The organism is Streptomyces sp. NPDC058632, assembly GCF_042717095.1.
GTDB lineage: Bacteria > Actinomycetota > Actinomycetes > Streptomycetales > Streptomycetaceae > Streptomyces.
Genome location: NZ_JBHXQZ010000023.1, coordinates 13,660 through 38,669, shown reverse-complemented (window position 1 = coordinate 38,669; position 25,010 = coordinate 13,660). Strand labels below are relative to the sequence as shown.

At 71.8% G+C, this 25,010-nt stretch carries 26 protein-coding genes and 1 tRNA gene; 13 read left to right on the top strand and 14 right to left on the bottom strand.

The genetic code is table 11. The features are described from left to right. Positions 1-13 precede the first annotated feature (13 nt). The 5 genes from ACFWVE_RS11630 to ACFWVE_RS11610 are packed head-to-tail and all read right to left on the bottom strand — an operon-like array spanning position 14 to position 4,991. Complete coding sequence (locus ACFWVE_RS11630) at positions 14-1,033, bottom strand: Gfo/Idh/MocA family protein (protein ID WP_384011227.1); 1,020 nt, start codon at positions 1,031-1,033, stop codon at positions 14-16. Between the two features lie 38 nt (positions 1,034-1,071). After that, positions 1,072-1,974, bottom strand: a complete 903-nt coding sequence (locus ACFWVE_RS11625) for a sugar phosphate isomerase/epimerase family protein (RefSeq protein WP_384011224.1) — start codon at positions 1,972-1,974, stop codon at positions 1,072-1,074. 1 nt (position 1,975) lies between these two features. Further along, a complete protein-coding gene (locus ACFWVE_RS11620; protein WP_384011221.1) occupies positions 1,976-2,887 on the bottom strand; it encodes an ATP-binding cassette domain-containing protein in 912 nt (303 codons plus the stop codon). Between the two features lie 5 nt (positions 2,888-2,892). Beyond that, positions 2,893-3,969, bottom strand: coding sequence for an ABC transporter permease (locus ACFWVE_RS11615; RefSeq protein WP_384011219.1), 1,077 nt, complete (start codon positions 3,967-3,969; stop codon positions 2,893-2,895). Then, positions 3,969-4,991 carry a sugar ABC transporter substrate-binding protein gene (locus ACFWVE_RS11610; protein ID WP_384011214.1) on the bottom strand — a complete coding sequence of 341 codons (1,023 nt, stop codon included), beginning with the start codon at positions 4,989-4,991 and terminating at the stop codon, positions 3,969-3,971. Before ACFWVE_RS11610 ends, ACFWVE_RS11615 begins: the two co-directional genes overlap by 1 nt. Before the next feature lie 317 nt (positions 4,992-5,308). Here ACFWVE_RS11610 and iolC point away from each other — a divergent pair, with 317 nt between their 5' ends. The 6 genes from iolC to ACFWVE_RS11580 all read left to right on the top strand — a co-directional run bounded on the left by iolC (position 5,309) and on the right by ACFWVE_RS11580 (position 12,482). Next, positions 5,309-6,307 carry a 5-dehydro-2-deoxygluconokinase gene (iolC, locus tag ACFWVE_RS11605; RefSeq protein ID WP_384011208.1) on the top strand — a complete coding sequence of 333 codons (999 nt, stop codon included), beginning with the start codon at positions 5,309-5,311 and terminating at the stop codon, positions 6,305-6,307. Between the two features lie 13 nt (positions 6,308-6,320). Then, positions 6,321-7,196, top strand: coding sequence for a deoxyribose-phosphate aldolase (locus tag ACFWVE_RS11600; protein ID WP_384011203.1), 876 nt, complete (start codon positions 6,321-6,323; stop codon positions 7,194-7,196). Positions 7,197-7,273: 77 nt separating this feature from the next. Next, positions 7,274-8,167, top strand: coding sequence for a 5-deoxy-glucuronate isomerase (iolB, locus tag ACFWVE_RS11595; protein WP_384011196.1), 894 nt, complete (start codon positions 7,274-7,276; stop codon positions 8,165-8,167). Continuing rightward, on the top strand, positions 8,164-10,035 hold the full coding sequence (gene iolD, locus ACFWVE_RS11590) for a 3D-(3,5/4)-trihydroxycyclohexane-1,2-dione acylhydrolase (decyclizing) (RefSeq protein ID WP_384011193.1): 1,872 nt from the start codon (positions 8,164-8,166) through the stop codon (positions 10,033-10,035). The genes iolB and iolD overlap by 4 nt, the downstream gene beginning before the upstream one ends. Positions 10,036-10,142: 107 nt before the next feature. After that, positions 10,143-11,636 carry a CoA-acylating methylmalonate-semialdehyde dehydrogenase gene (locus tag ACFWVE_RS11585; protein WP_384011189.1) on the top strand — a complete coding sequence of 498 codons (1,494 nt, stop codon included), beginning with the start codon at positions 10,143-10,145 and terminating at the stop codon, positions 11,634-11,636. Between the two features lie 60 nt (positions 11,637-11,696). Then, complete coding sequence (locus ACFWVE_RS11580; protein ID WP_384011183.1) at positions 11,697-12,482, top strand: GntR family transcriptional regulator; 786 nt, start codon at positions 11,697-11,699, stop codon at positions 12,480-12,482. Positions 12,483-12,525: 43 nt separating this feature from the next. On the opposite strand, the gene ACFWVE_RS11575 is transcribed toward ACFWVE_RS11580, so the two are convergent. The 5 genes from ACFWVE_RS11575 to ACFWVE_RS11555 all read right to left on the bottom strand — a co-directional run bounded on the left by ACFWVE_RS11575 (position 12,526) and on the right by ACFWVE_RS11555 (position 16,021). Continuing rightward, complete coding sequence (locus ACFWVE_RS11575) at positions 12,526-13,509, bottom strand: aldo/keto reductase (RefSeq protein ID WP_384011181.1); 984 nt, start codon at positions 13,507-13,509, stop codon at positions 12,526-12,528. 143 nt (positions 13,510-13,652) lie between these two features. After that, positions 13,653-14,807 (bottom strand): hypothetical protein, encoded by a 1,155-nt coding sequence (locus tag ACFWVE_RS11570; RefSeq protein ID WP_384011176.1) that lies wholly within the window; start codon positions 14,805-14,807, stop codon positions 13,653-13,655. Between the two features lie 168 nt (positions 14,808-14,975). Then, entirely contained in the window at positions 14,976-15,308 is a 333-nt protein-coding gene (locus tag ACFWVE_RS11565; protein ID WP_384011174.1) for a DUF3140 domain-containing protein, read from the bottom strand. A 10-nt stretch (positions 15,309-15,318) separates the two neighbouring features. Next, positions 15,319-15,549 carry a DUF2945 domain-containing protein gene (locus tag ACFWVE_RS11560; RefSeq protein ID WP_384011172.1) on the bottom strand — a complete coding sequence of 77 codons (231 nt, stop codon included), beginning with the start codon at positions 15,547-15,549 and terminating at the stop codon, positions 15,319-15,321. A 256-nt stretch (positions 15,550-15,805) separates the two neighbouring features. Next, entirely contained in the window at positions 15,806-16,021 is a 216-nt protein-coding gene (locus ACFWVE_RS11555) for a hypothetical protein (protein ID WP_384011170.1), read from the bottom strand. Between the two features lie 248 nt (positions 16,022-16,269). Here ACFWVE_RS11555 and ACFWVE_RS11550 point away from each other — a divergent pair, with 248 nt between their 5' ends. Then, the gene (locus tag ACFWVE_RS11550; RefSeq protein WP_384011166.1) at positions 16,270-16,533 is read left to right on the top strand and encodes an HU family DNA-binding protein; all 264 of its coding nucleotides are present in this window, start codon (positions 16,270-16,272) and stop codon (positions 16,531-16,533) included. A 176-nt stretch (positions 16,534-16,709) separates the two neighbouring features. Here ACFWVE_RS11550 and ACFWVE_RS11545 read toward each other — a convergent pair. After that, a tRNA-Pro gene (locus ACFWVE_RS11545) sits at positions 16,710-16,783 on the bottom strand. A gap of 99 nt (positions 16,784-16,882) precedes the next feature. Here ACFWVE_RS11545 and ACFWVE_RS11540 point away from each other — a divergent pair. Further along, positions 16,883-17,452, top strand: a complete 570-nt coding sequence (locus ACFWVE_RS11540; RefSeq protein WP_384011160.1) for a DUF309 domain-containing protein — start codon at positions 16,883-16,885, stop codon at positions 17,450-17,452. 120 nt (positions 17,453-17,572) lie between these two features. Next, on the top strand, positions 17,573-18,346 hold the full coding sequence (gene cobF / locus ACFWVE_RS11535) for a precorrin-6A synthase (deacetylating) (protein WP_384011155.1): 774 nt from the start codon (positions 17,573-17,575) through the stop codon (positions 18,344-18,346). Positions 18,347-18,391: 45 nt separating this feature from the next. Here the strand turns inward: cobF and ACFWVE_RS11530 are convergent, their stop codons facing one another. Further along, positions 18,392-19,168 carry a cobalt-precorrin-6A reductase gene (locus ACFWVE_RS11530; RefSeq protein ID WP_384011151.1) on the bottom strand — a complete coding sequence of 259 codons (777 nt, stop codon included), beginning with the start codon at positions 19,166-19,168 and terminating at the stop codon, positions 18,392-18,394. A gap of 258 nt (positions 19,169-19,426) precedes the next feature. On the opposite strand from ACFWVE_RS11530, the gene ACFWVE_RS11525 reads away from it, so the two are divergent. Then, positions 19,427-20,830 (top strand): diacylglycerol/lipid kinase family protein, encoded by a 1,404-nt coding sequence (locus ACFWVE_RS11525; protein ID WP_384011146.1) that lies wholly within the window; start codon positions 19,427-19,429, stop codon positions 20,828-20,830. A 29-nt stretch (positions 20,831-20,859) separates the two neighbouring features. Here the strand turns inward: ACFWVE_RS11525 and ACFWVE_RS11520 are convergent, their stop codons facing one another. Beyond that, on the bottom strand, positions 20,860-21,678 hold the full coding sequence (locus ACFWVE_RS11520; RefSeq protein WP_384011341.1) for a sulfite exporter TauE/SafE family protein: 819 nt from the start codon (positions 21,676-21,678) through the stop codon (positions 20,860-20,862). 196 nt (positions 21,679-21,874) lie between these two features. On the opposite strand from ACFWVE_RS11520, the gene ACFWVE_RS11515 reads away from it, so the two are divergent. From ACFWVE_RS11515 to ACFWVE_RS11505, 3 genes are all read left to right on the top strand, one after another. Further along, positions 21,875-22,357, top strand: coding sequence for a Dps family protein (locus ACFWVE_RS11515; protein WP_384011142.1), 483 nt, complete (start codon positions 21,875-21,877; stop codon positions 22,355-22,357). A 203-nt stretch (positions 22,358-22,560) separates the two neighbouring features. Next, positions 22,561-23,376: an SAM-dependent methyltransferase gene (locus ACFWVE_RS11510; RefSeq protein ID WP_384011138.1), complete on the top strand. Its 816-nt coding sequence runs from the start codon at positions 22,561-22,563 to the stop codon at positions 23,374-23,376. Positions 23,377-23,489: 113 nt separating this feature from the next. Then, positions 23,490-24,026, top strand: coding sequence for an NUDIX hydrolase family protein (locus ACFWVE_RS11505; protein WP_384011134.1), 537 nt, complete (start codon positions 23,490-23,492; stop codon positions 24,024-24,026). 42 nt (positions 24,027-24,068) lie between these two features. On the opposite strand, the gene ACFWVE_RS11500 is transcribed toward ACFWVE_RS11505, so the two are convergent. Next, the gene (locus tag ACFWVE_RS11500; RefSeq protein WP_384011129.1) at positions 24,069-24,746 is read right to left on the bottom strand and encodes a GPP34 family phosphoprotein; all 678 of its coding nucleotides are present in this window, start codon (positions 24,744-24,746) and stop codon (positions 24,069-24,071) included. Between the last annotated feature and the right edge of the window lie 264 nt (positions 24,747-25,010).

Genomic DNA, 25,010 nt, shown 5'->3' with positions numbered 1-25,010 from the left:
GCGTCACGCCGCCTCACCGGTACAGCGCCGGTTTCTCCACCTGTTCGACCGCCACCCGGCCGCCCTCCTCCAGGGCCCGGACGCCGGCCTCGCAGACGGCGGCCGCCGCGTAGCCGTCCCAGGCGCTGGGGCCGCCGACCTCGCCCCGGCGGGTGGTGGCGACCCAGGCCCGGAGCTCGTCGTCGTAGGCCTGGGCGAAGCGTTCGGTCCAGTCCTGGGTGATGGTGCCGCCCCAGCGGCCGGCCGTGCTGGTGACCAGGTGGTGGCCGTCGCCGACGCGGGCGGTGCCGCGTTCGCAGACCACCTCGGCCTGGACCTGGTAGCCGAAGCCGCAGTTGACGAAGATCTCGACGTCGCTCAGCGCGCCGCCGTCGGTCTCCAGGACGACGAACTGCGGGTCGCGCAGCCCGTCGGGCGCCCCGGCGGAGGAGGCCGGGGCGAGCACCGTGACCGCCGTGATCTCGTGACCCAGCAGCCAGCGGGTGACGTCGACTTCGTGGGAGACGGAATCGGTGATCAGCATGGAGCTGGTGAAGAACGGCGAACTGGCCACATTGCGGTGCCGGTTGTGCAGCATCAGGGGGCGGCCCAGCTGCCCCGTCTCCAGCAGCGACTTGAGGCGGACGTACTCGGCGTCGTAGCGGCGCATGAAGCCGACCTGGATCCGGCGGTGGCCGAGTGCCTGTTCGGCTTCGACGACGCGCAGTGCGGAGGCCGCGTCGGGGGTGAGCGGCTTCTCGCACAGGACGGGCAGGTCCAGCTCGAACGCGGCGAGCAGGGCGGTCTCGTGGGCCGGTCCCGGGGAGGCGATGAGCACCGCGTCGACGCCGGCCGCCGCCATCGCGGCGGCCGGGTCGGTGTGCGCGGTGCAGCCGTCGATGCCGGCGGCCACCGCCTTGGCCCGTTCGGCGTCGGTGTCGGCGACGGCGGCGACCCGCGCGCCGCTGATCACCCGGTCGATCCGGCGCACGTGGTCCGCGCCCATGCGGCCCGTGCCGATGACGGCGATTCCCAGGGGCTGGTTGCCGTGCACGGCTCCCGCCTCCCTTCCGGGTCGTCCGGCGACGGTTCTCAGGCGCCGCAGGAGCGGAGGAACCTGCGGGTGCGGACCGCGATCGGCAGCGGCTTGTCCGGCTCGCAGGGGTACATGTCCTGCTCGACGATCGCGAACAGGTCCACGTCCAGTTTCTGGGCTGCGGTCAGGACCGCGCCCAGCTCCGGTACTCCGGCGGGCGGTTCGCACATCACGCCGCGCTGCACGGCGGGGCCGAACGGGATCTCGTTCGCGACCACGTCGGCGAGGATGTCCGGGTCGACCTGCTTGAGGTGCAGGTAGCCGATGCGTTCGCCGTAGGTCTCGATGAGCTTGACGCTGTCGCCGCCGCAGTAGGCGTAGTGCCCGGTGTCCAGGCACAGGTCGACCAGGGAGGAGTCGGTGGAGTCGAGGAAGCGCTCGACGTGCTCCTCGGTGTCGATGTGGGTGTCGGCGTGCGGGTGGACGACGATGTCGAGGCCGTAGGTGTCCCGCACCTCCCGGCCCAGGCGTTCCATGCCCTTGGCGAGGTGGCCCCACTGCTCGGTGGTCAGCTCCGGGGGCTCCAGGATCTCGGCGGTCTTGTCGTCGCGCCAGAAGGACGGGATGACGACCAGGTGCTTGGCGTCCATGGCCCGGGTGAGCGAGGCGACCCGGCTGACCTGCTCCCAGGTGGACTCCCACTCGGAAGGGCCGCGGTGCAGTCCGCAGAAGATGGTGCCGGCGGAGACCTTGAGGTCCCGCTTCTCCACCTCGTCGGCCAGGCGGGCCGGGTCGGTCGGGAGGTAGCCGTAGGGGCCGAGTTCGATCCAGGAGTAGCCGGCCTCGGCGACCTCGTCGAGGAAACGCTGCCAGGGCACCTGCTGCGGGTCGTCGGGGAACCAGACACCCCAGGAGTCGGGGGCGGAGCCCACCCTGATGCGGTCGAGCGCGACTGCCATGTCAGGACTTTCCTTCCGGGGATGCCACTGCGGGGGCCTGGAGGTCTCCCTCCTCGGGGAGCTCCTCGACGTCGACGCCGCGGACCTGGGCCAACTCGTGCTTGAGTGCGGCGAGTTCGGTACCGCCGGCCATGTGGTTGGTGAGTTCCTCCAGGGAGACCTCGCTGCGGGCCGCGGAGAGCTCGCCGGTTCCCAGGCGCAGGACGCTGAAGTGGTCGCCGACCATGTAGGCGTGGTGCGGGTTGTGGGTGATGAAGATGACGCCGAGGCCGCGGTCGCGGGCGGCGGCGATGTACTTCAGCACCACACCGGACTGCTTGACGCCGAGCGCGGCGGTGGGCTCGTCCAGGATGAGGACGCGGGCGCCGAAGTAGACGGCGCGGGCGATGGCCACGCACTGGCGCTGGCCGCCGGAGAGGGTGCCGATGGGCTGTTCCAGGTCGTCCAGGACGATGCCCATGTTGCGCAGTTCCTCGTCCGCGGTCCTCTTCATCCGCTCGATGTCGAGGCGGCGGACCGGCCAGGGGCCCTTGGTCATCTCCGAGCCGAGGAAGAAGTTGCGCCACACCGGCATCAGCGGGACGACGGCGAGGTCCTGGTAGACGGTGGCGATGCCCTTGTCGAGGGCTTCGCGCGGGGTGGAGAACCGTACCGGGGTGCCGTCGACGAGGAACTCGCCCTCGGTGTGCTGGTGCAGCCCGGAGACGATCTTGATGAGGGTGGACTTGCCGGCGCCGTTGTCGCCGAGCACGCAGGTCACGCGGCCGGGGTGGACGGCCAGGTCGACGCCGTGCAGGGCGCGGATGTTGCCGTAGGACTTGCCGGCCCCGCGGAGTTCGACCAGGGGGTGCTTCCCGTCGGGGGCGGTCTCCTGCAGGACGGCACCGTGGGTGCCGGTCGTGTCGTCGGTCATTGCGGTCACCTCCGGGTCGCCGTGCGCTGGACCCACAGATTGATGAGGACGGCGCCGAGGAGCATCACGCCGAGGAAGGCCTTGAACCAGTCCGGGTTCCAGCCGGCGTAGACGATGCCCTGCTGCACCATGCCGAACATGAAGGCGCCGAAGACCGGGCCGATCGCGGAACCGTAGCCGCCGGTCAGCAGGCAGCCGCCGATCACCGCGGCGGCGATGTAGATGAGCTCCTGGCCCACGCCCTCGCCGGACTGCACGGTGTTGAAGGAGAACAGCTGGTGCATGCCGACGAACCAGGCGCCGAAGCCGACCAGCATGAACAGGGAGATCTTGGTGAACGTCACCGGCACACCGACGGCGCGGGCGCTCTCCTTGTTGCCGCCGACCGCGAAGATCCAGTTGCCGTACTTGGTGCGGAGCAGTACCCAGGAGGCCAGGACCGCGAAGACCAGCCACCACACGACGGTGATCTTCACCTGGATGCCGCCGACCTCGAAGCTCGAGGCGAAGACGGCCTTGGCCTGCTCGAAGCCGTCCATGTCGCTGATGTCGTCGGTCGCGACGTTCCCGGTGACCAGCTTGGTCACGGCCAGGTTGACGCCCTGGAGGATCAGGAAGGTGCCGAGGGTGACGAGGAAACTGGGCAGCCCCGTCCTGACCAGGAACCAGCCGTTGAACAGGCCGACGGCGAGGGACACCGCGAGGGCGACGATCACGCCCACCCAGACGTTCATGGAGAGCTGGTAGGCGAGCATGCTCGCGGTGAGCGCCGAGGTGACCACCGCGACACCGGCCGACAGGTCGAACTCGCCGCCGATCATCAGCAGCGCCACCGGCAGGGCCATGATCCCGATGGTCGACGACTGGTACAGGATGTTCGCCATCGAGCTGCCGTCCCGCATGGGCGGGGCGGTGATCAGGAAGAAGATCAGGACGGCCAGGGCACCGAGGAAGACGCCGATCTCGGGCCGGGCCAGCAGCCGCAGTGCCAGCGGGCGCCGCGCGGTGCGGCCGTCGGTCTCCTTCGGGCCGGGGGCCGGCGGTGGGGTCACCGCCGGCTCAGCCTGTCGGGTCATACTCATCACCGAGTGCCCTTCGCGGCGTACTCGGAGACCGCGTCGACGTTCGACTCGTCGACGAACGCGGGGCCGGTCAGCACCGGCTGCTCACCTCCGCCGCTGTAGTTGCCGTTGTTCTCGTAGAGCCACAGGCCGTCGATGGCCAGGTAGCCCTGGAGGTAGGGCTGCTGGTCCACGGCGAACTCGATGTCGCCGGCCTGGATCGCCTTGGTCAGGTCCTTGTTGAGGTCGAAGGTGGTGACCTTCGCCTCGCTGCCGGCGTCGCCGACCGACTGCACCGCGGTCTGCGCGAAGGGGGCGCCGAGTGTGGCGACGTAGTCGATGGAGGGGTCCTGCTTGAGCTTGGCGGTGATCGTCGACTTCACCGACGGCATGTCGGTGCCGTTGACGTTGAGGATCTGGGTCTCGCCCTCGAAGGTCTCCTTCAGCCCGTCGCAGCGCTGGGTCAGGCCGACGTTGCCCTGCTCGTGGACGACACAGACGGTGTTCTTGGCGCCGACCTCGTTGAGCTTCTTGCCGAAGGCCTCGCCGGCCACGGACTCGTCCTGGCCGAAGAACTCCAGCAGGCCGAGGTCCTTCCAGTCGCTCAGGCCGGAGTTGAGGCCGACGACGGGTATGCCGGCCTTCTCCGCCTTGGCGAGGACGCTCTTGAGGGCGTCCGGCTTGGCGAGGGTGACGGCGATGCCGTCGACCTTCTGGTCGATCGCGTTCTGCACCAGGTTGGCCTGGTTGCCCGCGTTCGGGTCGGCGGAGTAGATGAGATCGACGTTGTCCTTCGCGGCGGCGGCCTCGGCGCCCTTGCGGACGATGTCCCAGAAGGTGTCGCCGGGCGCCTGGTGGGTCACGAGGGCGACGGTCATCTCGGGCGTGTTCGCCTTGCCGGCCGACGCGCCGTCGCCGCCGCCTTCCTCGGCCTTCTTGCCACCGGAGCCGCTGGAGCAGCCGGCGAGGGTCAGGGCGGCCGCCGCGGCCACCGCGACGAAGGGCACGATTCTGCGGGGGCGGTGGTGGGAAGAGCGGTCCATCTTGCCTGCACCTCACTGTGCTACGCGGAAAAGGGCGGGGGTCCGAGAATCCTCCCCGGAGCCTCGGACGTCCGGGTCTGTGTCGTCGTGCGAAACAGGTGTCGTGCTGGGACCGGATCAAATCCCTTGACGCGCACTCTGTCAATACTTTGTTAAGACATCATTTCACTTGCTAGTCCGAATGTAAGTACAAACTATTGACATCGCCGCCCTCCGAGACCTACACCTGAGAGGCGGCAGGTCCCCCGGCTTCCACGCCCCACCGTGGCAGGGCACCCCGGGACCCGCATCCCCAGCAGTTCGAGGAGCTTCGCTCGATGACCGACTCAGACGCACCACAGTATTTCGACCTGATCACCATGGGCCGCATCGGGGTCGACCTTTACCCACTGGAGACCGGCGTTCCACTGACAAAGGTCGAAACGTTCGGAAAGTTCCTCGGTGGTTCGGCCGCGAACGTGGCGGTGGCCGCCGCCCGGCTCGGCCGCTCCACGGCCGTGATCACCCGCACGGGAGACGATCCCTTCGGCGTCTATCTGCATGAGGCACTGAAGGACTTCGGCGTCGACGACCGGTGGGTCACCCCGGTCGCCGCGTACCCGACGCCGGTCACCTTCTGCGAGATCTTCCCGCCGGACGACTTCCCCCTGTACTTCTACCGCCGGCCCAAGGCCCCCGACCTGGAGATCCACACCGCCGAGCTGGACCTCGACGCCGTCCGCGGGGCCGGGATCTTCTGGATCACCGGCACCGGTCTGAGCGAGGAGCCGAGCCGCTCGACGACGCTCGAGGCGCTCGAGGCCCGCGCCAAGGCGGGCACCACCGTGTTCGACCTGGACTGGCGCCCGATGTTCTGGCGCGATCCCGACGAGGCCCGCCCCTATTACCGCCGGGCCCTGCGGCACGCCACGGTCGCCGTCGGCAACCTCGACGAGTGCGAGGTCGCCACCGGAGTGCGCGAGCCCGAGGCGTGCGCCGAGGCGTTGCTGGCGGCCGGGGTGGAACTCGCCGTGGTCAAACAGGGTCCCCGGGGCGTGCTCGCCGTGCACCGCGACGGCACCCGCGCAGAGGTGCCGCCGGTCCCGGTGGACGTGGTCAACGGCCTCGGCGCGGGCGACGCCTTCGGCGGTTCGCTCTGCCACGGTCTGCTCTCGGGCTGGGACCTGGAGCGCACCATGCGCCACGCCAACGCCGCCGGCGCCCTCGTCGCCTCGCGCCTGGCCTGTTCGTCCGCCATGCCCACCGGGCCGGAAGTCGCGGACCTCCTCGCGCGGGCCGTGCCGCCGGGCGACGCGAACCCGCCGAGCCAGTCCTGAACGGAGTCCTTTCTTGAACCTCAGCATCTGTGACCTCACCACGGTCCGGGCCCGGCATCCGGAGGCCGTCGCCGAGGCGGCGGCCCGCCGGGCCCGCCGTCCGCTGATCGGCGACAGCGGACGGCTGATGATCGTGGCCGCCGACCATCCCGCGCGGGGCGCGCTCGGGATCGGCGACCGGCCCCTGGCCATGGCCGACCGCGCCGATCTGCTGGAACGGCTGTGCGTCGTGCTGTCCCGGCCCGGCGTCGACGGGGTGCTGGCCACCGCCGACATCCTCGAGGACCTGCTGCTGCTCGGCGCGCTCGAGAACAAGGTCGTGATGGGGTCGATGAACCGCGGAGGTCTGGCCGGTGCGGCCTTCGAGATGGACGACCGCTTCACCGGCCACCGCCCCGAGGACATCGAGCGGTTCGGCTTCGACGCGGGCAAGCTGCTGGTCCGCATCGACTACGACGACCCGGGGTCCCTGACCACCCTGGAGTCCACCGCCCGCGCCGTCGACGCCATGGCCGAGCGCCGGCTCCCCGTGTTCGTGGAGCCGTTCATCTCGCGCCGGGTCGACGGCAGGGTCCGCAACGACCTGTCCGCCGAGGCCGTCACCCGCTCCATCGCCATAGCCTCCGGGCTCGGCGGCACCTCCGCCTACACCTGGCTGAAACTGCCCGTCACCGAGAACGCCGACGACATGGCGGAGGTCCTGCGCAGCTCCACGCTGCCCGTGGTCCTGCTCGGCGGCGAGGTCGGCGACCAGGAGGCGGCGTACGAGCGGTGGGGCAAGGCGCTGAAGCTGCCCTCCGTACAGGGCATGGTGGTCGGCCGCTCGCTGCTCTACCCGGCCGGGGGCAGTGTGGAGGAAGCCGTGGACACGGCCGTGAGCCTGCTGTGAACGGTGCGTCAGCCGTGAACCATGAGTCTGCTGAACCTGTTGTGAACCGTGAGCCGGTTGTGACCGGAAAGGCTGCCATGACCCACCACCTTCCCGCGGACCGTGCCCCGGCGGGCCCGTACCGTGTCGACGTGACCCCCGAGTCGGCCGGCTGGGGCCATTCCAGCCTGCGTGTGCTGGAGCTGGAGCCGGGCGGCACGCACACCTTCGACACCGGCGGGAGCGAGTGGATCGTCCTGCCGCTCAGCGGCGGCTGCACGGTCGCCTCCGCCGACGACTTCGGCCACGACTCCTTCGAACTCGCCGGCCGCGCCGGCGTGTTCGACGGCGTCACCGACTTCGCCTATGTGCCGCGCGACGCCCGCGCCACCGTCACGTCGGTCGGCGGCGGACGGTTCGCGCTCACCGGCGCCCGCTGCACCCGGCGGCTGCCCGCCCGCTACGGACCCGCCTTCGACGTCCCCGTGGAACTGCGCGGCACCGGCGCCTGCTCCCGCCAGGTCAACAACTTCGGGGCGGCCGGCACCTTCGAGTGCGACAAGCTGATCGCGGTCGAGGTGATCACCCCCGGCGGCAACTGGTCGTCGTTCCCGCCGCACAAGCACGATGAGCACCGGCCGGGCGAGGAGTCCGTGCTGGAGGAGATCTACTACTTCGAGTTCGCGGACCACGACGGCGTCCCCGGCCTCGGCTACCAGCGGGTCTCCCCGTCCGGTCCGGGCCGGGACACGGACGTCCTGGCCGAGGTGCGCGACGGCGACGTGGTGCTCATCCCGGACGGCTGGCACGGGCCGTCCATGGCCGTGCCCGGCCACCACATGTACTACCTCAACGTCATGGCGGGCCCCGAGGACGAACGCGCCTGGCTGATCTGCGACCATCCCGACCACGCCTGGCTCCGCTCCACCTGGCCCGACCAGCCCCTCGACCCCCGCCTGCCCCTCTACACCGCCCCGGAGAGGTCCGTATGAGCGCCGCCACCCGCCGACTGACGACCGCCCAGGCCCTGGTGCGGTTCCTGGCCGCCCAGTACACGGAACGGGACGGCGTACGGCACCGGCTGATCGCGGGCACGTGGGGCATTTTCGGCCATGGCAACGTGGCGGGCGTCGGCCAGGCGCTCGTCGAGTACGCCGGTGTCATGCCCTACCACCAGGGCCGCAACGAGCAGTCCATGGTGCACGCGGCCGCCGCCCACGCCCGCCAGCTCAACCGGCTGTCGGCGCAGGCCGTGACGACCTCGATCGGCCCCGGCGCCACCAACCTGGTCACCGGCGCCGCGCTCGCCACCGTCAACCGGCTGCCGGTGCTGCTGCTCCCCGGCGACTACTTCGCCTCGCACGCGGCCGACCCGCTGCTCCAGCAGCTGGAGCACCCGGTCGAGGCGGACGTGTCCGTCAACGACACGCTGCGCCCCGTCTCCCGCTACTTCGACCGGATCACCCGCCCCGAGGCGCTGATCTCGTCCGCGCTCAACGCCGTACGGGTGCTCGCCGACCCGGCCGAGACCGGTGCCGTCACCCTCTGCCTGCCGCAGGACGTGCAGGCCGAGGCGTTCGACTGGCCGGAGGAGTTCTTCGCCGACCGCGTCTGGCGGGTACGCCGTCCGGCGCCGGACCCGGTCGAGCTGGAGGCGGCGGCCAAGGCCGTACGGGCCGCCCGCCGTCCCCTGATCGTCGCGGGCGGCGGTGTCCATCACAGCGAGGCCGAGGAAGCGCTCCGGGATTTCGTGGACGCCACCGGCATTCCGGTCTCCTCCACCCAGGCCGGCAAGGGCTCCCTGCGCCACGACCACCCGGCCGACCTGGGCGGCATCGGCCACACCGGCACGGCGGTGAGCGACCAACTGGCCCGCACCGCCGACCTGGTGATCGGTGTCGGCACCCGCTACTCCGACTTCACCACCGCCTCCGGCACCCTCTTCGCCGATCCGGACGTGCGCTTCCTCAACCTCAACATCACCGGCTTCGACGCCCACAAGCTGGGAGCGCGCACCCTGGTCTGCGACGCGCGGACCGGTCTGGAAGCACTGGCCGGGTCGCTGGCAGGGCACCGCGTGGACGCCGCCTACGAGGGCGAGTACGCAGCCGGGAAGGAGCGCTGGGGGCAGGTCGTCGAGGCCGCCTACCGCGCCGACGACGAGAACGCCGTACCGACGCAGACCCAGGTGCTCGGCGCGCTCGACGCGGTCGTGGGCGACGCGGACGTGGTGATCAACGCGGCCGGTTCGCTCCCCGGCGACCTGCACAAGCTGTGGCGGGCGCGCAGCCCGCGCCAGTACCACCTGGAGTACGGCTACTCCTGCATGGGCTACGAGATCCCGGCCGCGATCGGTGTCCAGCAGGCCGCGCCCGGCACGCCGGTGTGGGCGCTGGTCGGCGACGGCACCTATCTGATGATGCCGACGGAGATCGTCACCGCCGTCCAGGAGCGGCTGCCGGTGAAGATGGTGCTGATCCAGAACCACGGGTACGCCTCCATCGGCGGCCTGTCCGAGGAGACCGGCGGCGAGCGCTACGGCACCGCCTACCGCTACCGGGCGAAGGACGGCACCTTCACCGGCGCCCCGCTGCCCGTGGACCTCGCGGCGAACGCGGCCAGCCTGGGCATGGACGTGCTGCGTGCCAAGACCGTGCGGGAGCTGCGCCACGCCCTGGCCGAGGCCCGCGGCGCCGAGCGTCCGACCTGTGTGTACGTCGAGACGGACCCGGCGCCCACCGCTCCCCCGGCCGAGGCCTGGTGGGACGTGCCGGTGGCGGAGGTCGCCTCCCGCGAGGCCGCCGTCCGGGCGCGCGAACGGTACGACGCCCAGGTCACCGGCCGCCGCCGCCACCTCTGAACCCCTGCGCCTCTGCACTTGCGCACCGCACCGTCGACATTCCGGGCCCGGCACTCGAGCCCCCGCTCCCGTATCAACGCACCGCACGTGAAAGGTCGTCCGCTCTCATGAAGACCATCAGCCACTGGATCGGCGGCAAGCCCGCCGAAGGCACCTCCGGCCGTTTCGGCCCCGTCTGGAACCCGGCCACCGGCGCCCAGGAGAAGCAGGTCGCGTTCGCGGACACCACGGAGGTGGACGCCGCCGTCGCCGCCGCGAAGGATGCCTTCGAGAGCTGGGGCACCTCGTCGCTGGCCAGGCGTACGGCGATCCTGTTCAAGTACCGCGAGCTGCTGGACGCCCACCGCGACGAGATCGCGGAGCTGATCACCGCCGAGCACGGCAAGGTGCACTCCGACGCCCTCGGCGAGGTCGCGCGGGGCATGGAGATCGTGGAGCTGGCCTGCGGGATCAGCGTGCAGCTCAAGGGTGAGCTGTCGACGGAGGTCTCCAGCCGCGTCGACGTCGCCTCGATCCGCCAGCCGCTGGGCGTGGTCGCCGGCATCACGCCGTTCAACTTCCCGGCCATGGTGCCGATGTGGATGTTCCCGCTGGCCATCGCGTGCGGCAACACGTTCGTGCTGAAGCCGTCCGAGAAGGACCCGTCGGCCTCCGTCCGCCTCGCGGAACTGGCCACCGAGGCGGGCCTGCCGGACGGTGTGCTGAACGTCGTGCACGGCGACCGCACGGCCGTGGACCGCATCCTGGAGCACCCCGACATCGAGGCCGTCTCCTTCGTCGGCTCCACCCCGATCGCCCGGCACATCCAGCGGAAGGCGACCGAGCACGGCAAGCGGGTCCAGGCCCTCGGCGGCGCCAAGAACCACATGCTGGTCCTGCCCGACGCCGACCTGGACCTGGCCGCCGACCAGGCGATCAACGCGGCGTACGGTTCGGCCGGCGAGCGCTGCATGGCCGTGTCGGTCGTGGTCGCGGTCGGTGACATCGGCGACGACCTGGTCGGCCGGATCACCGAGCGCGCCAAGAAGCTCCGCATCGGTCCGGGCAACGACCCGGCCTCCGAGATGGGCCCGCTGATCACCCGCGAGCACCGCGACAAGGTGGCCTCGTACGTGGCGGGGGCGGCGGCGCAGGGCGCCGAGGTCGTGCTCGACGGGACGGGTCTGACGGTCGACGGTCACGAGGACGGCTTCTTCGTCGGTGTCTCGCTGCTCGACCGGGTGCCGCTGACCGCGGACGCCTACCAGGACGAGATCTTCGGTCCGGTGCTGTGCGTGGTCCGCGCGGAGACCTACGACGAGGCCATCGCGCTGATCAACGACTCCCGCTGGGGCAACGGCACCGCGATCTTCACCCGGGACGGCGGCGCCGCCCGCCGCTTCCAGCTCGAGGTGAAGGCGGGCATGGTCGGCGTCAACGTGCCGATCCCGGTCCCGGTGGGCTACCACTCCTTCGGCGGCTGGAAGGACTCCCTCTTCGGCGGCCACCACATCTACGGCAACGACGGCGTCGCCTTCTACACCCGGGGCAAGGTCATCACCACGCGCTGGCCGGACCCGTCCGACGGGGGCATCAACCTCGGCTTCCCGAGCAACTCCTGACCCTCGGTCCCCCGAGCGGCTCCTGCCCCCGGGAGCGCTCCGCGACAGGAAGGTACGTCCATGGCGAAGACCGGTGACCGGGCCCGTGCCGTGACCGAACCCGCTCTCAGCTCACTGGACTTCCCCCTGGACCGGGGCAGTCCGGTACCGCTGTACCACCAGCTCGCCCAGCAGCTGGAGGCGGCGATCGTGCAGGGCGTCCTCGCCCCGGGCAACCTCCTGGGCAACGAGGTCGACCTCTCGGTGCGCCTCGGTCTGTCCCGCCCCACGGTCCGCCAGGCCATCCAGTCCCTTGTCGACAAGGGACTGCTGGTCCGGCGGCGTGGGGTGGGCACCCAGGTGGTGCACAGCCAGGTCAGGCGCCCCCTGGAGCTCAGCAGCCTCTACGACGACCTGGAGGCGGCCGGCCAGGGCCCGAGCACGGAGGTCCTCCGCCACGAGACGGTCCCCGCGCCCCCCGGCGTGGCGGCGGCCCTGGGCCTGCCCGAGGGCGGGGAAACGGTCCTCCTCGAACGTCTGCGCCGCACCCACGGCCGGCCCGTCGCCCTCCTGTGCAACTACCTCCCGTCGGGTCTGCTGGAACTGGACGACGCCCGCCTGGAGTCGACCGGCCTGTACCGCATGATGCGCGCGGCGGGCATCACCCTGCACAGCGCCCGGCAGACCGTCGGCGCCCGTTCGGCCACCGCCGGGGAGGCGTCCCGCCTGGACGAGAAGGAGGGCGCCGCCCTGCTCACCATGCACCGCACCGCCTACGACGACACGGGCCGCGCGGTGGAGTACGCGGCCCACGTCTACCGTGCCTCGCGCTACTCGTTCGACTTCCAGCTGCTGGTCAGGTCCTGAGCGGGTGCCCTCCGGCGGGCCCGGGGCGGGCGCCTCGGGCGTCTCAGTGCGCCGCGTCCAGCCGTGCCCGCTGCTCCGGCGACAGCTCCAGGTCCACCGCCGCCAGGTTCTCCTCCAGCTGAGCGACGGAGGACACTCCGGCCAGCGGCAGGATCGGCAGCTCGTGGCCGAGCTGCCAGGCCAGCACCACCTGGCCGGCGCTCGCCCCGGTCTCCCGGGCGACCTCGTGCAGCACCTTCAGCCGGGCGGGTGTCCCCGGGTGGTCGTAGTCCCGGGGCAGCCGCTCCGGCCGGGCGTACGCGCCCTTCAGCAGCGGCGAGTAGGCGACCAGGGCCAGCCGGGGCTCGTCCCGCAGATAGGTGAGCAGTTCGGCACCGGCGTGCCCGAGGCTGCCGTCGGGGAAGAGGTCCCCGGGCACGTCGGCGCGGGGGCGCAGGTAGCTGTGCTGGTACTGGAGCACCTCGTAGCCGGGCAGTCCCGCGGCGGCGGCGAGGGCGCGGGCCCGCTCCACCCGCCACACCGCGTGGTTGCTCGCGCCGAGCATTCCGACCGTGCCCTCGGCGACGAGGGCGGCGAAGCCCTCGGCCGTCTCCCGGAGAGGAACCGCGCGGTCCTCGATGTGCGCGTACAGCAGGTCCAGCCGTTCCATGCCGAGCCGCTCCCTGCTGCGCTCGGCGGACTCCCTGATCGCCTTCGCCGACAGGCCCTCCGGGTTGTCGGTGTAGCTCGTACCGGGGGCGAGGGGCCGGGCGCCCAGCTTGGTCGCGACGACGATCTCGTCACCGACGCCCCGGCTGCGCCGCCAGCGGCCGAGCAGTTCCTCGCTCTGTCCGCCCTGACCGCCGTCGGTCCAGAAGGCGTAGTTGTCGGACGTGTCGATGAAGTTCCCGCCGGCCTCGACGTACCGGTCGAGTACGGCGAAGGACGTCTTCTCGTCCGTCACGGAGCCGAACAGCATCGCGCCGAGCGCGAGCACGCTCACCTCCCGGCGGGTCTGCGGATCGCTGCCGATGGTGCGGTACCTCATGGCGTTCCCCTCCTGTGAGCACCCCGTCGTCGGGGCACGGAACGGGAGTCTTCAGCTTGAAGTGCGCTTCAGGTCAAGGGCGGACGCGGCGAATCGGCGAACAGGCCCCGCGGACGGGGAGTCGGGCGGCGACGGGGGACGGCCTACTTGTTCGTGCCCCGGAAGCGGCCGAACGCCTTCGTGAAACTGCTGAGTGGCGAGTCCTCCTCCCCGGCCGCCGGTCCTGGCACGGGCGGCCGGGGTACGCCGTCGCCGCCGGTCACCTCGGCGAGTGCGGCCTGGGCCGCCTCGGCCGCTTCCCGGTACCGGTCACGGGACTCCGTCATGGCTTCGAGCGCGTGGGCGTACCTGGCGACCATGTCCTGGGCGTGGACCAGCTCCTCGTCCGGGCTGAGCAGGTGCCAGCCCTCGCGCAGCCGCGTCAGGGCCTGCTCGGCCCCGGACGGCAGGGGCCGCGGCAGTGCGGCGAACTCGATGATCCTGCCGAGGAATTCGACCGGCTCCGAGCCGTCCAGGAAGATGTTGCGCACCGTGAAGTGCTCCGGGTCGTAGCCCGGTTGCTGCGGCACCGTGGGCAGGACGACGGCGCCTCCGCGCGGCATCCGCAACTTCAGCTCCCGCTGCAGCGCGAAGTCGGCGATCCGGGCCTGCTCCGGCGTGCCCCGGTGCTCGACCACCCGGTGCCGCAGGCCCGGCGGCAGGAACTCCGCGACCGGCCGCTGCCCGCGCGCGTCCGGGGTCATCGCCTCGTGCACCACGACATGGACGAACCAGCTGCTGCGCGCGCAGTCCCGCAGCCGGCGGCGCACTTCGTCGTCGTCCTTCGGCAGGTGGTTCACCGTCCGCAGGCGCACGCCCGGCACCGTGTCGTGGTCCCACTCGACCTGACTGCTGTCCGGCCAGAACAGGGTGGCGGGCGACGGCCAGCGGGCGTCCCACGCGCGCCCCGCCTCGGCGACGAGGATCCAGGTGACTCCCTCGGTCCCCTGCCCACGGGCCTGCGGATCGTACGTGGTCAGCTGCGCGCGCACCGTGACGTCCCCGGCCACACGCCAGCGGGCCTCGAAGAGGCGGCGGGCCGACGGGCCGGGGTCGGCGGAGGCGTCCCGGGGGTGCAGGGCGGTGGAACGGACCGCCTCGACGGGGTCGAGCTCCAGGAAGTCGTCGAGGCCCCCGGCCGCCTTGAGGGCGATGAGGTTGCGCCGGACGTCCAGCTCGGGCTCAGGGCCCGGATGGCGCCCGCGCGCCAGCCATACGGTGTCGGGGACGGTGGGCGTGGGAGTGCTGTTTTTGACCATGGAGTCGTTCTGTGAGTGACCAGGGGCCTGGTCAGTATGGTCCGTTGACCGGCGCACCGTCCATGACCTGCGGCACCTCACTCACGGACACCGGCACCGTCCCGGCTCCCGGCATGCCCTCCACGCGCCCCGCGACGGCGTGCGGAAGCACCCCTGATTCGTCCTGCGTCATGCCAGCGGGTCGTGGCCCCAGTTCATGAGCGAATGCCGCCACCGGGTGTCCTGGACGTCGCCCGAGGGCCGCTGGGCCAGATGCCGCCGGACGTAGCCGACGACCTTCCGCATGTGCTGGTAGTCGTCGTCCGAGAGGTCGCCCTTCTTCGCGCGCAGGATATCCACGATCCGGCGGCCCGAGGCGTGCCCCGTGGACTCTCCCCCGCCCTTGTCCTGTCCGGCGTTCTGCGACTGCTCCGAAGCCAGCCACTTCTCCAGTTCGGCCGGTTTCATGTTCACCAGCTCACGGAATTCGTCCCAGGTCTCTTTCCGCTCGTCACCGTCCATCCGTACGGCCTCACTTCTTCTTCTTGAGGGCGGACGGCTTGTGCACCGCGGACCTGCCGGACTTCTCGCTGCGGACCTGATACTGCGGGTCGTCCGGCGAGGCGTCCACCGTTCGTCCCGCGGCTTCCGTTCGCCCGGTGATCTCCTTCTCCACCTCGCCCTCGGCCTGACTTCCGTGACTGCTCCAGGCGACCTTGTCACCTTTCTTGAGCTTTTTGTCCCCACTACGGTTCTTTGCCATTCCGGTTCCTCTCACTGTGCGCTGCGGGCAGCCCGATTCCCCCTCCTTCCAGGGTGAAGGACCACCGCGCGCCTCGCAGCTCGCGAGCAGGCCCGGGCCGGGGGAACGGGGCCCATGCCAGGCCGTCGGCCCCGGGGGGAGGGCCTGCACGCCACGTCCGGTCTTTGGAGGACCGCGCCCGGAATTCACTGCCGATCCGGTACCGGGCGCGTTCCGGAAGCGGTGCAGCGCCCACCATCCCGGTGTGTCGCCGGTGCTACTTCTCGTAGGTCGACAGTGCCAGGCCGAGGGCGAAGAAGGTGGGGGCCCACTCTCCGACGAAGATGCCCCAACGGTCGGCGCGCTCCTCTCCCTTCTTCTCCACACGCAGTGAGGCGTTCCAGGAGACGACGGACAGACCGATGGAGACGAAGCCGGCCGTGTAGGCGTGTTCGGCTCGGACTCCGGACTCGTGCAGCTTCTTGACCAACACGACCGACTCGCTTTCTGCTGAGGGGGAGGTCACTCCCATCACAACCGCCGTCCGGCGAATCAGCGAGCGGTGTGCCGCCGAACGGCTCACCCTCTTCCGGTGGGGGCCGGGACGTCGCACCGTGACGGCCGTGCCCTCCCCCACCCGCACGCCCATCAGGAGATGCACCGGCCACCGAATGCCACGATCGTGGCATCGCAGGCTTCGGCTCTCCGGCTCTCCGGCTCCCCAGCGAACAGGCAGGACACATGGACAGGACCCAGTTGATCGAGGCGACCGCGGGCAATGCGGCGGACCACGGCGAGGGCCGTCAGCTCACCCCCGAGCATGCCGAACGTGCGCTCGACGCCGTCTTCGGGACCGTGGAACATCCGGGCTCGATCGCCGAGGCCCTCCGTCGAGGGGAAACGGTCGTCCTGGGCAGCTTCGGCAGCTTCCACACGGACGGCGAGGCGGTCACCTTCCGGCCGGGCAAGGCCCTCACCGAGTACCTCCGGCACACGACGGAATGACCGCGTCGCTCGAGGCGACCGTGTGAGGACGACGGTGCCGCCGTACCGGCCGCGAGTCGGTCCGCTGCGCGGTGAGGGGCGCGGCGGGCACGGCCGCCACCGACGAGCCCTCAGGAAGGGCCGAAGGCCGGTTTCGGATGCCTCCGAAACCGGCCCTGACCTGCGACTCTCTCGAGTCGGGACGACAGGATTTGAACCTGCGACCCCTTGACCCCCAGTCAAGTGCGCTACCAAGCTGCGCCACGTCCCGATGCGCTCACGTGCGGTGGACCGCGTGATCGCGCGGTCCGTACTTTACCCCACGGCCCCGGCCGGACCGAAAGCGGTCCGGGCACGGGACAATCGGGGTATGGGCAGCAACGACAGCATTTCCCGGGAGCAGGACGACAGCGCCTCCGAGCGGGCGGGCGACGCGCGCGACCGGGACGGTGACGGGCGGGCGCGCAGTGCGCGGCCCCGGGACGGGCTGGGGCGGCCGTTGCCCCACGGGGCGCAGGGGGTGCCGCGGCAGCCGGAGGGGGTGGTCCGGCCGCCACTGGAGAGCGTCGCCGAGGCGCAGCGGCTGTTGGACGAGGGGAAGCCGTTCCACGCGCACGAGGTGTTCGAGGACGCCTGGAAGTCGGGGCCCGAGGAGGAGCGGGAGCTGTGGCGGGGGCTCGCCCAGCTCGCCGTGGGGCTCACGCACACGGCGCGCGGGAACGTGACCGGCGGGGCCCGGCTGCTGCGGCGCGGGGCGGGCTCGGCCGAGGAGTGGGCGGCGGGCGCGGGAGAGACGCGTCCGTACGGGATCGACCTCGGCGGTGTCGTCGCGTGGGCCCGGGAGCTGGCGGCGGAGGTCGAGCGGGGGGACGCTGTTCCCGTGGACGCCGGGGCGCGGGCGCCGCGGCTGCGGGCGGGGGCCCGGGGGCAGGGCTCGTAGGCGGGAGGCCCCGGGAGGTTCCTGGACGGCGGCTCCCTGCGACGGGGGCGGGCAACGGGGCCGGGGGCGATGAGTGGAGGCGGTGGGCCCGGTGTCAGTGGCGTGCGGCAGACTCGGGGCGTGCGAAAGATTCATGTCATCGGTATCGGTGCGGGCGACCCCGACCAGTTGACCCTGCAGGCGGTCAAGGCGCTGCGCGGCACGGACGTGTTCTTCGTCCTCGACAAGGGTGAGGTGAAGGCGGACCTGACCGGCCTCCGCCGGGACATGCTCGACGCGCACCTGCCGGAGCGGGCGTACCGCGTCGTCGAGGCGCGCGACCCGGAGCGGGACCGGCGGGCCGGCGGCGCCGCCTACTCCCCCGCCGTCGGCGACTGGCGCAGCGCCCGCGCGGACATCTACGCCCGGCTGATCGCCGATGAGCTGGGCGAGGACCAGGTCGGCGCGTTCCTGGTGTGGGGTGACCCGGCGCTGTACGACAGTACGCTCGCGATCCTCGAGGAGGTCCTGGCGCGGGGCGAGGTCGTCTTCGACTACGACGTCGTTCCGGGGATCAGCAGTGTCTCCGCCCTCGTCGCCCGGCACCGTACGGGACTCAACCGGGTCGGCCGCCCGGTCCAGATCACCACCGGCCGGCGGCTCGCGGAGGGCTTCCCGCAGGGGGTGGACGACGTGGTCGTGATGCTGGACGCCCACCAGACCTTCCGGCAGTACGCCGGCCAGGACGTCGACATCTACTGGGGCGCCTACATAGGCACCCCGGACGAGATCCTCGTGTCCGGCCCGCTCGCCGAGGTGGCGCCCCGGATCGAAGCACTGCGCGCCGAGGCCCGCGAGCGCAAGGGCTGGATCATGGACACGTATCTGCTGCGCCGGAACCCCGGGAACGGGTGAGCCCCGGAGGCGCGTGGGCCCTGGGCGCGTGGGCCCTGGAAGGCGTCAGAGAGGCCCCAGTTGCTCCAGGGCGCCCTCGACGTCGGGCACCGCGCGCACGCCTTCCGGGAGGGGCGGGCGGCTGACGACCACGACCGGCAGGCCGAGTTCGCGGGCTGCCGTGAGTTTGGCGGAGGTCGCCGATCCCCCGCTGTCCTTGGTCACCACGATGTCGATGCGGTGCTCGCGCAGCAGGGCCGTCTCGTCGGCCACGCCGAACGGGCCGCGGGCCAGCAGGACATGGGTGTGCGGCGGCATGGGTGGCTCGGGGGGTTCCACCGACCGTACGGTGAAGTGGAGCCGGGTCAGGTGTGCGAAGGCGGCGAGGCCGAGGCGGCCGGTGGTGAGGAGGACCCGGTGCCCGAGCCGGGGCAGCAGTTCGGCGGCGGCCTCCAGGGTGGGGACCGGGTGCCAGCGGTCTCGGGGGCCCGGCTGCCAGCCGGGGCGGCGCAGGACGACCAGGGGCAGGCCGGCCGCGGTCGCGGCCCGAGCCGCGTTCGCCGTGATCGTCCCGGCGAACGGGTGGGTGGCGTCGATCAGGGCGGTCACGCGCTGGTCGCGCAGCCAGTCGGCGAGTCCTCGGGCCCCGCCGAAGCCGCCGACGCGCACCTCGCCCGCGACCGCTCCGGGCCGCGCCACGCGCCCGGCGAGCGAGGTGGTCACCCGTACGCCGGAACGGGCGGTCAGTTCGGCGGCGAGTTCGCGCGCCTCGGTGGTGCCGCCGAGGACCAGGACGTGCGGGGACGGCGAGGGCTGCGGCGAATGCGACGGCTGCGGGGGCATGGCGTCGAGCGTACGGGGCCGGTACGAGGCAGCCGCGGCGCAGGGACGGGACCGGTTGCCGAAGGCCGTGCGGCGGACCCGGAGAAGGGGGCGCGGCGAGGGTCGGAACGCGTCACGGCGAGAGCCGGAACCGATCAGGACGGGTACGGGAGCGGGGCAGGCACACGGATGTCGGACATGCGCCGTGACCAGGTCACGGAACCCGGTCTCACCCATGGCCCCGTACGCCCTACGATGACGCCGTCGACTGGAGGAGTCATGGCCGTGGACTTGAGCAGGCGGGCCTACCGGGCCCAGCGGTGGGCCGCGCGGGCGGCGCTGGCCGCGGCCGCGCTCGCGGTGGTGATCCCTCTCGTCTACGGCGGCACGCGAGGCCTGGTGGTGCTGCTCTGCGGTGCGGTCGGACTCGCCGTCAGTGCCGCCGCCCTGTGGTGGACGCTGACCCTGCGGGGGCCGCTGCGCTGGGTGGCCGCGCTGGTCGCCGTCTGCGTGCCCGCGGCCGTCATCACCGTGTACGCGGTCATCCTGTTCTGGGCTCTCCCGCTGTCGCTGGCCCTGTGGGTGCTGGCCGTGTGGAGCGGCCGGTTCGCGCTGCGCGGGACGGGAAGCGAGCGGCTGCGCGAACGGCCGGGGGAACGGCGGATGCCGTCGCCCCGGCGGGCGGTGCTCATCATGAATCCGCGGTCGGGCGGTGGCAAGGTGGGCCGCTACCGGCTGCGGGAGAAGGCGGAACGGCTGGGCGCCCGGGTCGTCCTGCTCGATCCGGAGAAGGAGAACGACGTGACGGCGATGGCCCGGGAGGCCGTCGCGGGCGGCGCGGATCTGCTGGGTGCCGCGGGCGGTGACGGCACGCAGGCGCTGGTCGCGGCCGTGGCCGCCGAGCACGACGTCCCGTTCCTGGTCATCAGCGCCGGGACCCGCAATCACTTCGCCCTGGACCTGGGCCTGGACCGCGGCGATCCGGCGGCCTGCCTGGACGCGCTCACCGACGGGGTGGAGCTGCGCGTCGATCTGGGTTTCGCCGGCGACCAGCCCTTCGTGAACAACGCGTCCTTCGGCGCGTACGCGTCGATCGTGCAGAGCCCGGCCTACCGGGACGACAAGATCGGTACCAGCCTGGAGCTGCTGCCCGATCTGCTCACCGGCCAGCAGGGAGCCCGGCTGGTCGCCCACGTCGGGGACACGGCGCTCGACAATCCGCAGGCCGTACTGGTCAGCAACAACCCCTACCGCACCGACGACCCCTTCGGCCTCGGCCGACGGGAGCGGCTGGACACGGGTGTGCTCGGGGTCCTCGGCGTCAAGGTCGAGAGCGCGGTCGACGCCGCCGCGCTGCTGCTGGACCCCTCGCGGGGCCGGCTCACCAACCTGACCGCCTCCGAGGTCCTCGTCGAGGGTGACCGGGCGGAGATCGAGGCCGGGGTCGACGGCGAGGCGCTGCTGCTGCCCGCGCCCGTCCGCTGCCGTATCGCGTCCGGCGTGCTCCGTGTCCGCGTCCCGCGCAAACGGCCGGGGGTGGCCCAGCCGCCCCCGCGTCTGAACTGGCGGCGGCTGCGCAAGCTGGCGGCGACGGTCGGCCGTACGGCGGCCCCCAGCCGGTTCCGGCACCACCCGGACCTCCCGGACGTCCCGGAAGGACAGGGGCCCTTCCTCGGGCGGTGAACCCGGCGCGCACGGCGACGGCTCCCTGCTCAGCGCAGCAGGAGTTGCAGGCCGCCCACCACCGTCGCCGCGATCACCAGCTGCTCGAACAGCCGCTGGTTGATCCGGCCGACGGCCCATTTCCCGAGCAGCGCGCCGGGTACGACGAACAGCACGAGCGCCGCGTCGAGCAGCAGTGACTCCGCGTCGATCAGTCCGAGGCCCACGCTGAAGGGCACCTTCGACGTGTTGACGATCAGGAAGAAGAACGCCGAGGTCCCGAGGAACCCCAGTTTCCGGAAGCCGGCGGAGAGCAGGTACATGGACATCACCGGCCCGCCCGCGTTGGCGACCATGGTGGTGAAGCCGCCGAGGACGCCGTACGAGCGGGCCCTGAGCCGGCCGGCCCGGGAGGTGACCTCGTCCGGGCCGTTCCGTTCGCCCTGTTCACGCTGCTCCGCGTCGGAGGCGGTCCTCGCGGCCCGGTCCGCCGCCCGCCGCCGCCACACCGTCACCGCGGCCATCAGCAGCAGGATCGCCCCGATCGACGTCCCCACGGCCTCGTCGTCCGCCCACATCAGGAAGACGGTGCCGACGACGACACCGGCCGCGACCGCCGGGAACAGCCGCCACAGCGTGGGCCAGTGGGCATGCCTCCGGTAGGTGAGGACGGCGAGCACGTCACCGGCGATGAGGAGGGGCAGCAGCACGCCGGTGGAGGCGCGGGCGGGCAGCATCGCCGCGAAGATCGCGAGGCTGACCGTGTTCGCCCCGCTGACGGCGGTCTTGGAGAAGCCCACGAGCAGGGTTGCGAAGGCGAGGGCGGCGAACTCCCAGCCGGTGAGGTGCCAGAGCGTCATCATGTCCATTGCGGAGACCGATGCTATGTCCACCTAACGATCGCCGTAAGCACCGTCTCGCCTGTCGGCTTCTCGCACGGTGCTCGCTGCCGCCCCCGCCCGGCCCTGCGCGCACAGCGGCGGGCCCGCGTTTGCGCCGGGGGAACCGGGGCACCCGCGCGTTCGCGGAGCACCCACGCAACCGACCGAGAAGGAGCGATACCCCATGACCGTTGTGCGGAGCCCCCTGCCCGACGAGGCCCGCCGGGTCGTCGGCAAGGCACTCCAGGACACTTTGGTGGATCTCCTGGGTCTCTCGCTGATCGGCAAGCAGGCCCACTGGAACGTCGTGGGTCCGCGGTTCCGCTCGGTCCACCTCCAGCTGGACGAAGTGGTCTCGACCGCGCGTGCCCAGGCCGACACGGTCGCGGAGCGGGCCGCGACGCTCGGTGTGCCGCCGGACGGCCGCCCGGAGACCGTCGCCAAGGTCTTCGCGCTGCCCGTCCCCGAGGAGGGCTGGCTGCGCGACGCGGACACCGTGCGGCTGATGGCGGAGGCGCTGGGTGCCGCGATCGTACGGCTGCGCGAGCGCGTCGACGCCACCGAGAAGGCGGACCCGGTCACCCAGGACCTGCTGATCGCCGTCACCGCCGAACTGGAGAAGCAGCGCTGGATGTTCGAGGCCGGGAACGCCCCCGACCAGGCGTGACGGACCCCGACGACCGACCCCGACGACGGACCCCGCCGATGGATCCCCACGACGCTCCCCGCCTCCCGTCGGCATCCCCTCCCGCTCCTCGCCCCGCTCTCCCGTTCCCGGGACAACGTGATCACTGCGCGGGCACAATGGCCGCGACGGCCGGATCCGGTCGCAGGAAAGGGCGAAGGCAGGGGAGAGGGAGGGGAAGAGACGTGGGTGAGAGCCACACCCCGCCGCGCGGCTCGGCGCGGCTGGACACCTCGGTGGCGCACAACGCACGCGTGTGGAACCACTGGATCGGCGGCAAGGACAACTACGAGGTCGACCGGCGGGTCGGCGACCGGGTCGCCTCGATCATCCCCGTCATCCGGGACATCGCCCGCGCGGACCGGGAGTTCCTGGAGCGGGCCGTCGCCCACCTGGCCGGTGAGGGCGGTGTGCGGCAGTTCCTCGACATCGGCACCGGGCTGCCCACCGCGGAGAACACCCACGAGATCGCCCAGCGGATCGCGCCCGACTCCCGGATCGTCTACGTCGACAACGATCCGATCGTGCTGATGCACGCCCGGACCCTGCTCACCGGCACCCGGGAGGGCGCCACCGACTACATCGACGCCGATGTGCGCGACCCGGACGCCATACTCGAACGGGCCGCCGCAACCCTCGACTTCGACCGCCCGGTCGCGGTGATGATGCTGGGTGTCCTCAACTTCGTCCTCGACACCGAGCAGGCGCGCGCGACCGTGCGGCGCATCATGGACAAGCTCCCCTCCGGCAGTTTCCTCACCCTCACCCACCCCACCCACGACGCCGAGGTGGGCGGCGGAAGCCAGATCCCGGCGATGGAGTTCTGGAACGAGAACGCCACTCCCCCGATCACGGCTCGCAGTGCCGAGGACATCGCCGCGTTCTTCGAGGGGCTGACCCTGGTCGAGCCCGGCCTGGTGTCCTGCTCGCGGTGGCGCGCCGGGACCGGCTCCGCCGCCCCGGTGGTACCGCAGTACGGTGCGGTGGCCGTGAAACCCTGACGCGTCCCCCCGGATCCCCCGCCCCGCCGACCCGGCCGAGCCCGTCGAGGAGGACACACCCCCGCGGAGCGGCCCTCCCTGTCAGTCCGAACCGTTGAAAGTATGATCAAGCAATGTCTGACACGACCGAAACCACGCCGGGATGGCTGTCCTCCGACGAACTGGAGATGACACGTGCCCGCATGCCGATCCTGTACGTCGAGTCCGTCCCCGTACGTGTCGACGACAGCGGCGAAGTCACCAGCGTAGGCCTGCTGCTGCGGATCGGACCGGACGGCACGGTCAGCCGGACGCTGGTCTCCGGCCGGGTGCTGCACCACGAGCGCATCCGGGACGCGCTGCTGCGCCACCTGGAGAAGGACCTCGGCCCGGTGGCGCTGCCCCGGGTCCCGGCGTCGCTCCAGCCGTTCACGGTCGCCGAGTACTTCCCGACGCACGGGGTCACGCCGTACCACGACCCACGCCAGCACGCGGTGTCCCTGGCCTACATCGTGCCGGTGACGGGTGACTGCCGGCCCCGGCAGGACGCACTCGACCTGGTGTGGTTCAGCCCGCAGGAGGCGCTGTCGGAGGCGGTGCAGAGCGAGATGCCGGGTGGGCACGGGGTCCTGCTGAGGCAGGCCCTCGCGCACGCGGGCTGCCTCGGCTGACGCGCCCCCTGCCGCTTCCCGGCCGTTGTCGTCACACCCCGGTCATACGGCTCGCCAGATGTTGTCGAAGGCCGCCGCCTCGACGGCCCGGCGTTGCCGTACACCGGCCAGTTCGACGACGGCTTCGTTGACCGCGGCCAGTACGGTCACGATCCGGTCGTCGCCGAGATCCGCGAGAACGTCGCGGTCCCCGACGCCGTTGCCCGGGTCGCCGGCGCCCGGGTCGCCGTCGTCCCGGGCGCCGACGCCCGCAGCGGCGGCGAGGGCTGTGAGCACGGGTTCGTGTGCCGCCCAGCGGTCGTTCGCGTGGCGGCGCGCCGGCGAGTCGGCCAGCGCCGAGGGGTCGATGCTCAGCGACGGCTTCCGGGTCCGCCAACGGGCGGCAGCCGATCCCGTCGTCCCCAACTCCGCGAGATACGCGGCCACCAGGTCGCGGCCACGGCGCCACAGCCAGTCCTCGACGGGCTCATGAGGCTCCTTCCGGACCAGCGCGGACGCGGCCTGCCGCAGCAGCGGATCGTCGACGGCCGGCCCCGCGGCGGGCTCCGCTGCCTGCCGCGGGGGCGGCACCACCCTGTCCCCGTCGAGGTCGGCGGCCCCGGCGTCGATGAGGTCGAGCAGTTCCGCGCCCGCGAGCGCCAGCGACAGATCGCCCCACTCGACGGACGTACCGGACCGTGTGTCGATGACGACGACGAGCAGATCCCGCGCTGTGGTCATGAGCGGCTCCACATCAAGAGGGGGCGGCGACGGACGAGCGGCAACAGGCTTCTTCAGGAGCTGACCCGTTGCCCCCAGAACCACGAAGACCGTCTCCTCATTCCCGCTGCCTTTCCCTGTGCCTCACTACCGGCGATCAGGGAGCAGGGAGGCTTCGGACGCGTGTCGGGCATCCGTCACCGGGAAGCTCGTGAACGGTCGAGGGGGGGGGTGGGGGTTATGACAAAAAACCCCACCCACAAAGGGATAAGAAAAAAATGTACA

Coding starts and splice junctions, on each gene's coding strand:
- ACFWVE_RS11625 (WP_384011224.1), bottom strand. CDS start 1,974: ATGGCAGTCGCGCTCGACCGCATCAGGGTGGGCTCCGCCCCCGACTCC.
- ACFWVE_RS11620 (WP_384011221.1), bottom strand. CDS start 2,887: ATGACCGACGACACGACCGGCACCCACGGTGCCGTCCTGCAGGAGACC.
- ACFWVE_RS11615 (WP_384011219.1), bottom strand. CDS start 3,969: ATGAGTATGACCCGACAGGCTGAGCCGGCGGTGACCCCACCGCCGGCC.
- ACFWVE_RS11610 (WP_384011214.1), bottom strand. CDS start 4,991: ATGGACCGCTCTTCCCACCACCGCCCCCGCAGAATCGTGCCCTTCGTC.
- iolC (WP_384011208.1), top strand. CDS start 5,309: ATGACCGACTCAGACGCACCACAGTATTTCGACCTGATCACCATGGGC.
- iolB (WP_384011196.1), top strand. CDS start 7,274: ATGACCCACCACCTTCCCGCGGACCGTGCCCCGGCGGGCCCGTACCGT.
- iolD (WP_384011193.1), top strand. CDS start 8,164: ATGAGCGCCGCCACCCGCCGACTGACGACCGCCCAGGCCCTGGTGCGG.
- ACFWVE_RS11585 (WP_384011189.1), top strand. CDS start 10,143: ATGAAGACCATCAGCCACTGGATCGGCGGCAAGCCCGCCGAAGGCACC.
- ACFWVE_RS11580 (WP_384011183.1), top strand. CDS start 11,697: ATGGCGAAGACCGGTGACCGGGCCCGTGCCGTGACCGAACCCGCTCTC.
- ACFWVE_RS11575 (WP_384011181.1), bottom strand. CDS start 13,509: ATGAGGTACCGCACCATCGGCAGCGATCCGCAGACCCGCCGGGAGGTG.
- ACFWVE_RS11570 (WP_384011176.1), bottom strand. CDS start 14,807: ATGGTCAAAAACAGCACTCCCACGCCCACCGTCCCCGACACCGTATGG.
- ACFWVE_RS11565 (WP_384011174.1), bottom strand. CDS start 15,308: ATGGACGGTGACGAGCGGAAAGAGACCTGGGACGAATTCCGTGAGCTG.
- ACFWVE_RS11560 (WP_384011172.1), bottom strand. CDS start 15,549: ATGGCAAAGAACCGTAGTGGGGACAAAAAGCTCAAGAAAGGTGACAAG.
- ACFWVE_RS11550 (WP_384011166.1), top strand. CDS start 16,270: ATGGACAGGACCCAGTTGATCGAGGCGACCGCGGGCAATGCGGCGGAC.
- ACFWVE_RS11540 (WP_384011160.1), top strand. CDS start 16,883: ATGGGCAGCAACGACAGCATTTCCCGGGAGCAGGACGACAGCGCCTCC.
- ACFWVE_RS11530 (WP_384011151.1), bottom strand. CDS start 19,168: ATGCCCCCGCAGCCGTCGCATTCGCCGCAGCCCTCGCCGTCCCCGCAC.
- ACFWVE_RS11525 (WP_384011146.1), top strand. CDS start 19,427: ATGGCCGTGGACTTGAGCAGGCGGGCCTACCGGGCCCAGCGGTGGGCC.
- ACFWVE_RS11520 (WP_384011341.1), bottom strand. CDS start 21,678: ATGGACATGATGACGCTCTGGCACCTCACCGGCTGGGAGTTCGCCGCC.
- ACFWVE_RS11515 (WP_384011142.1), top strand. CDS start 21,875: ATGACCGTTGTGCGGAGCCCCCTGCCCGACGAGGCCCGCCGGGTCGTC.
- ACFWVE_RS11505 (WP_384011134.1), top strand. CDS start 23,490: ATGTCTGACACGACCGAAACCACGCCGGGATGGCTGTCCTCCGACGAA.
- ACFWVE_RS11500 (WP_384011129.1), bottom strand. CDS start 24,746: ATGACCACAGCGCGGGATCTGCTCGTCGTCGTCATCGACACACGGTCC.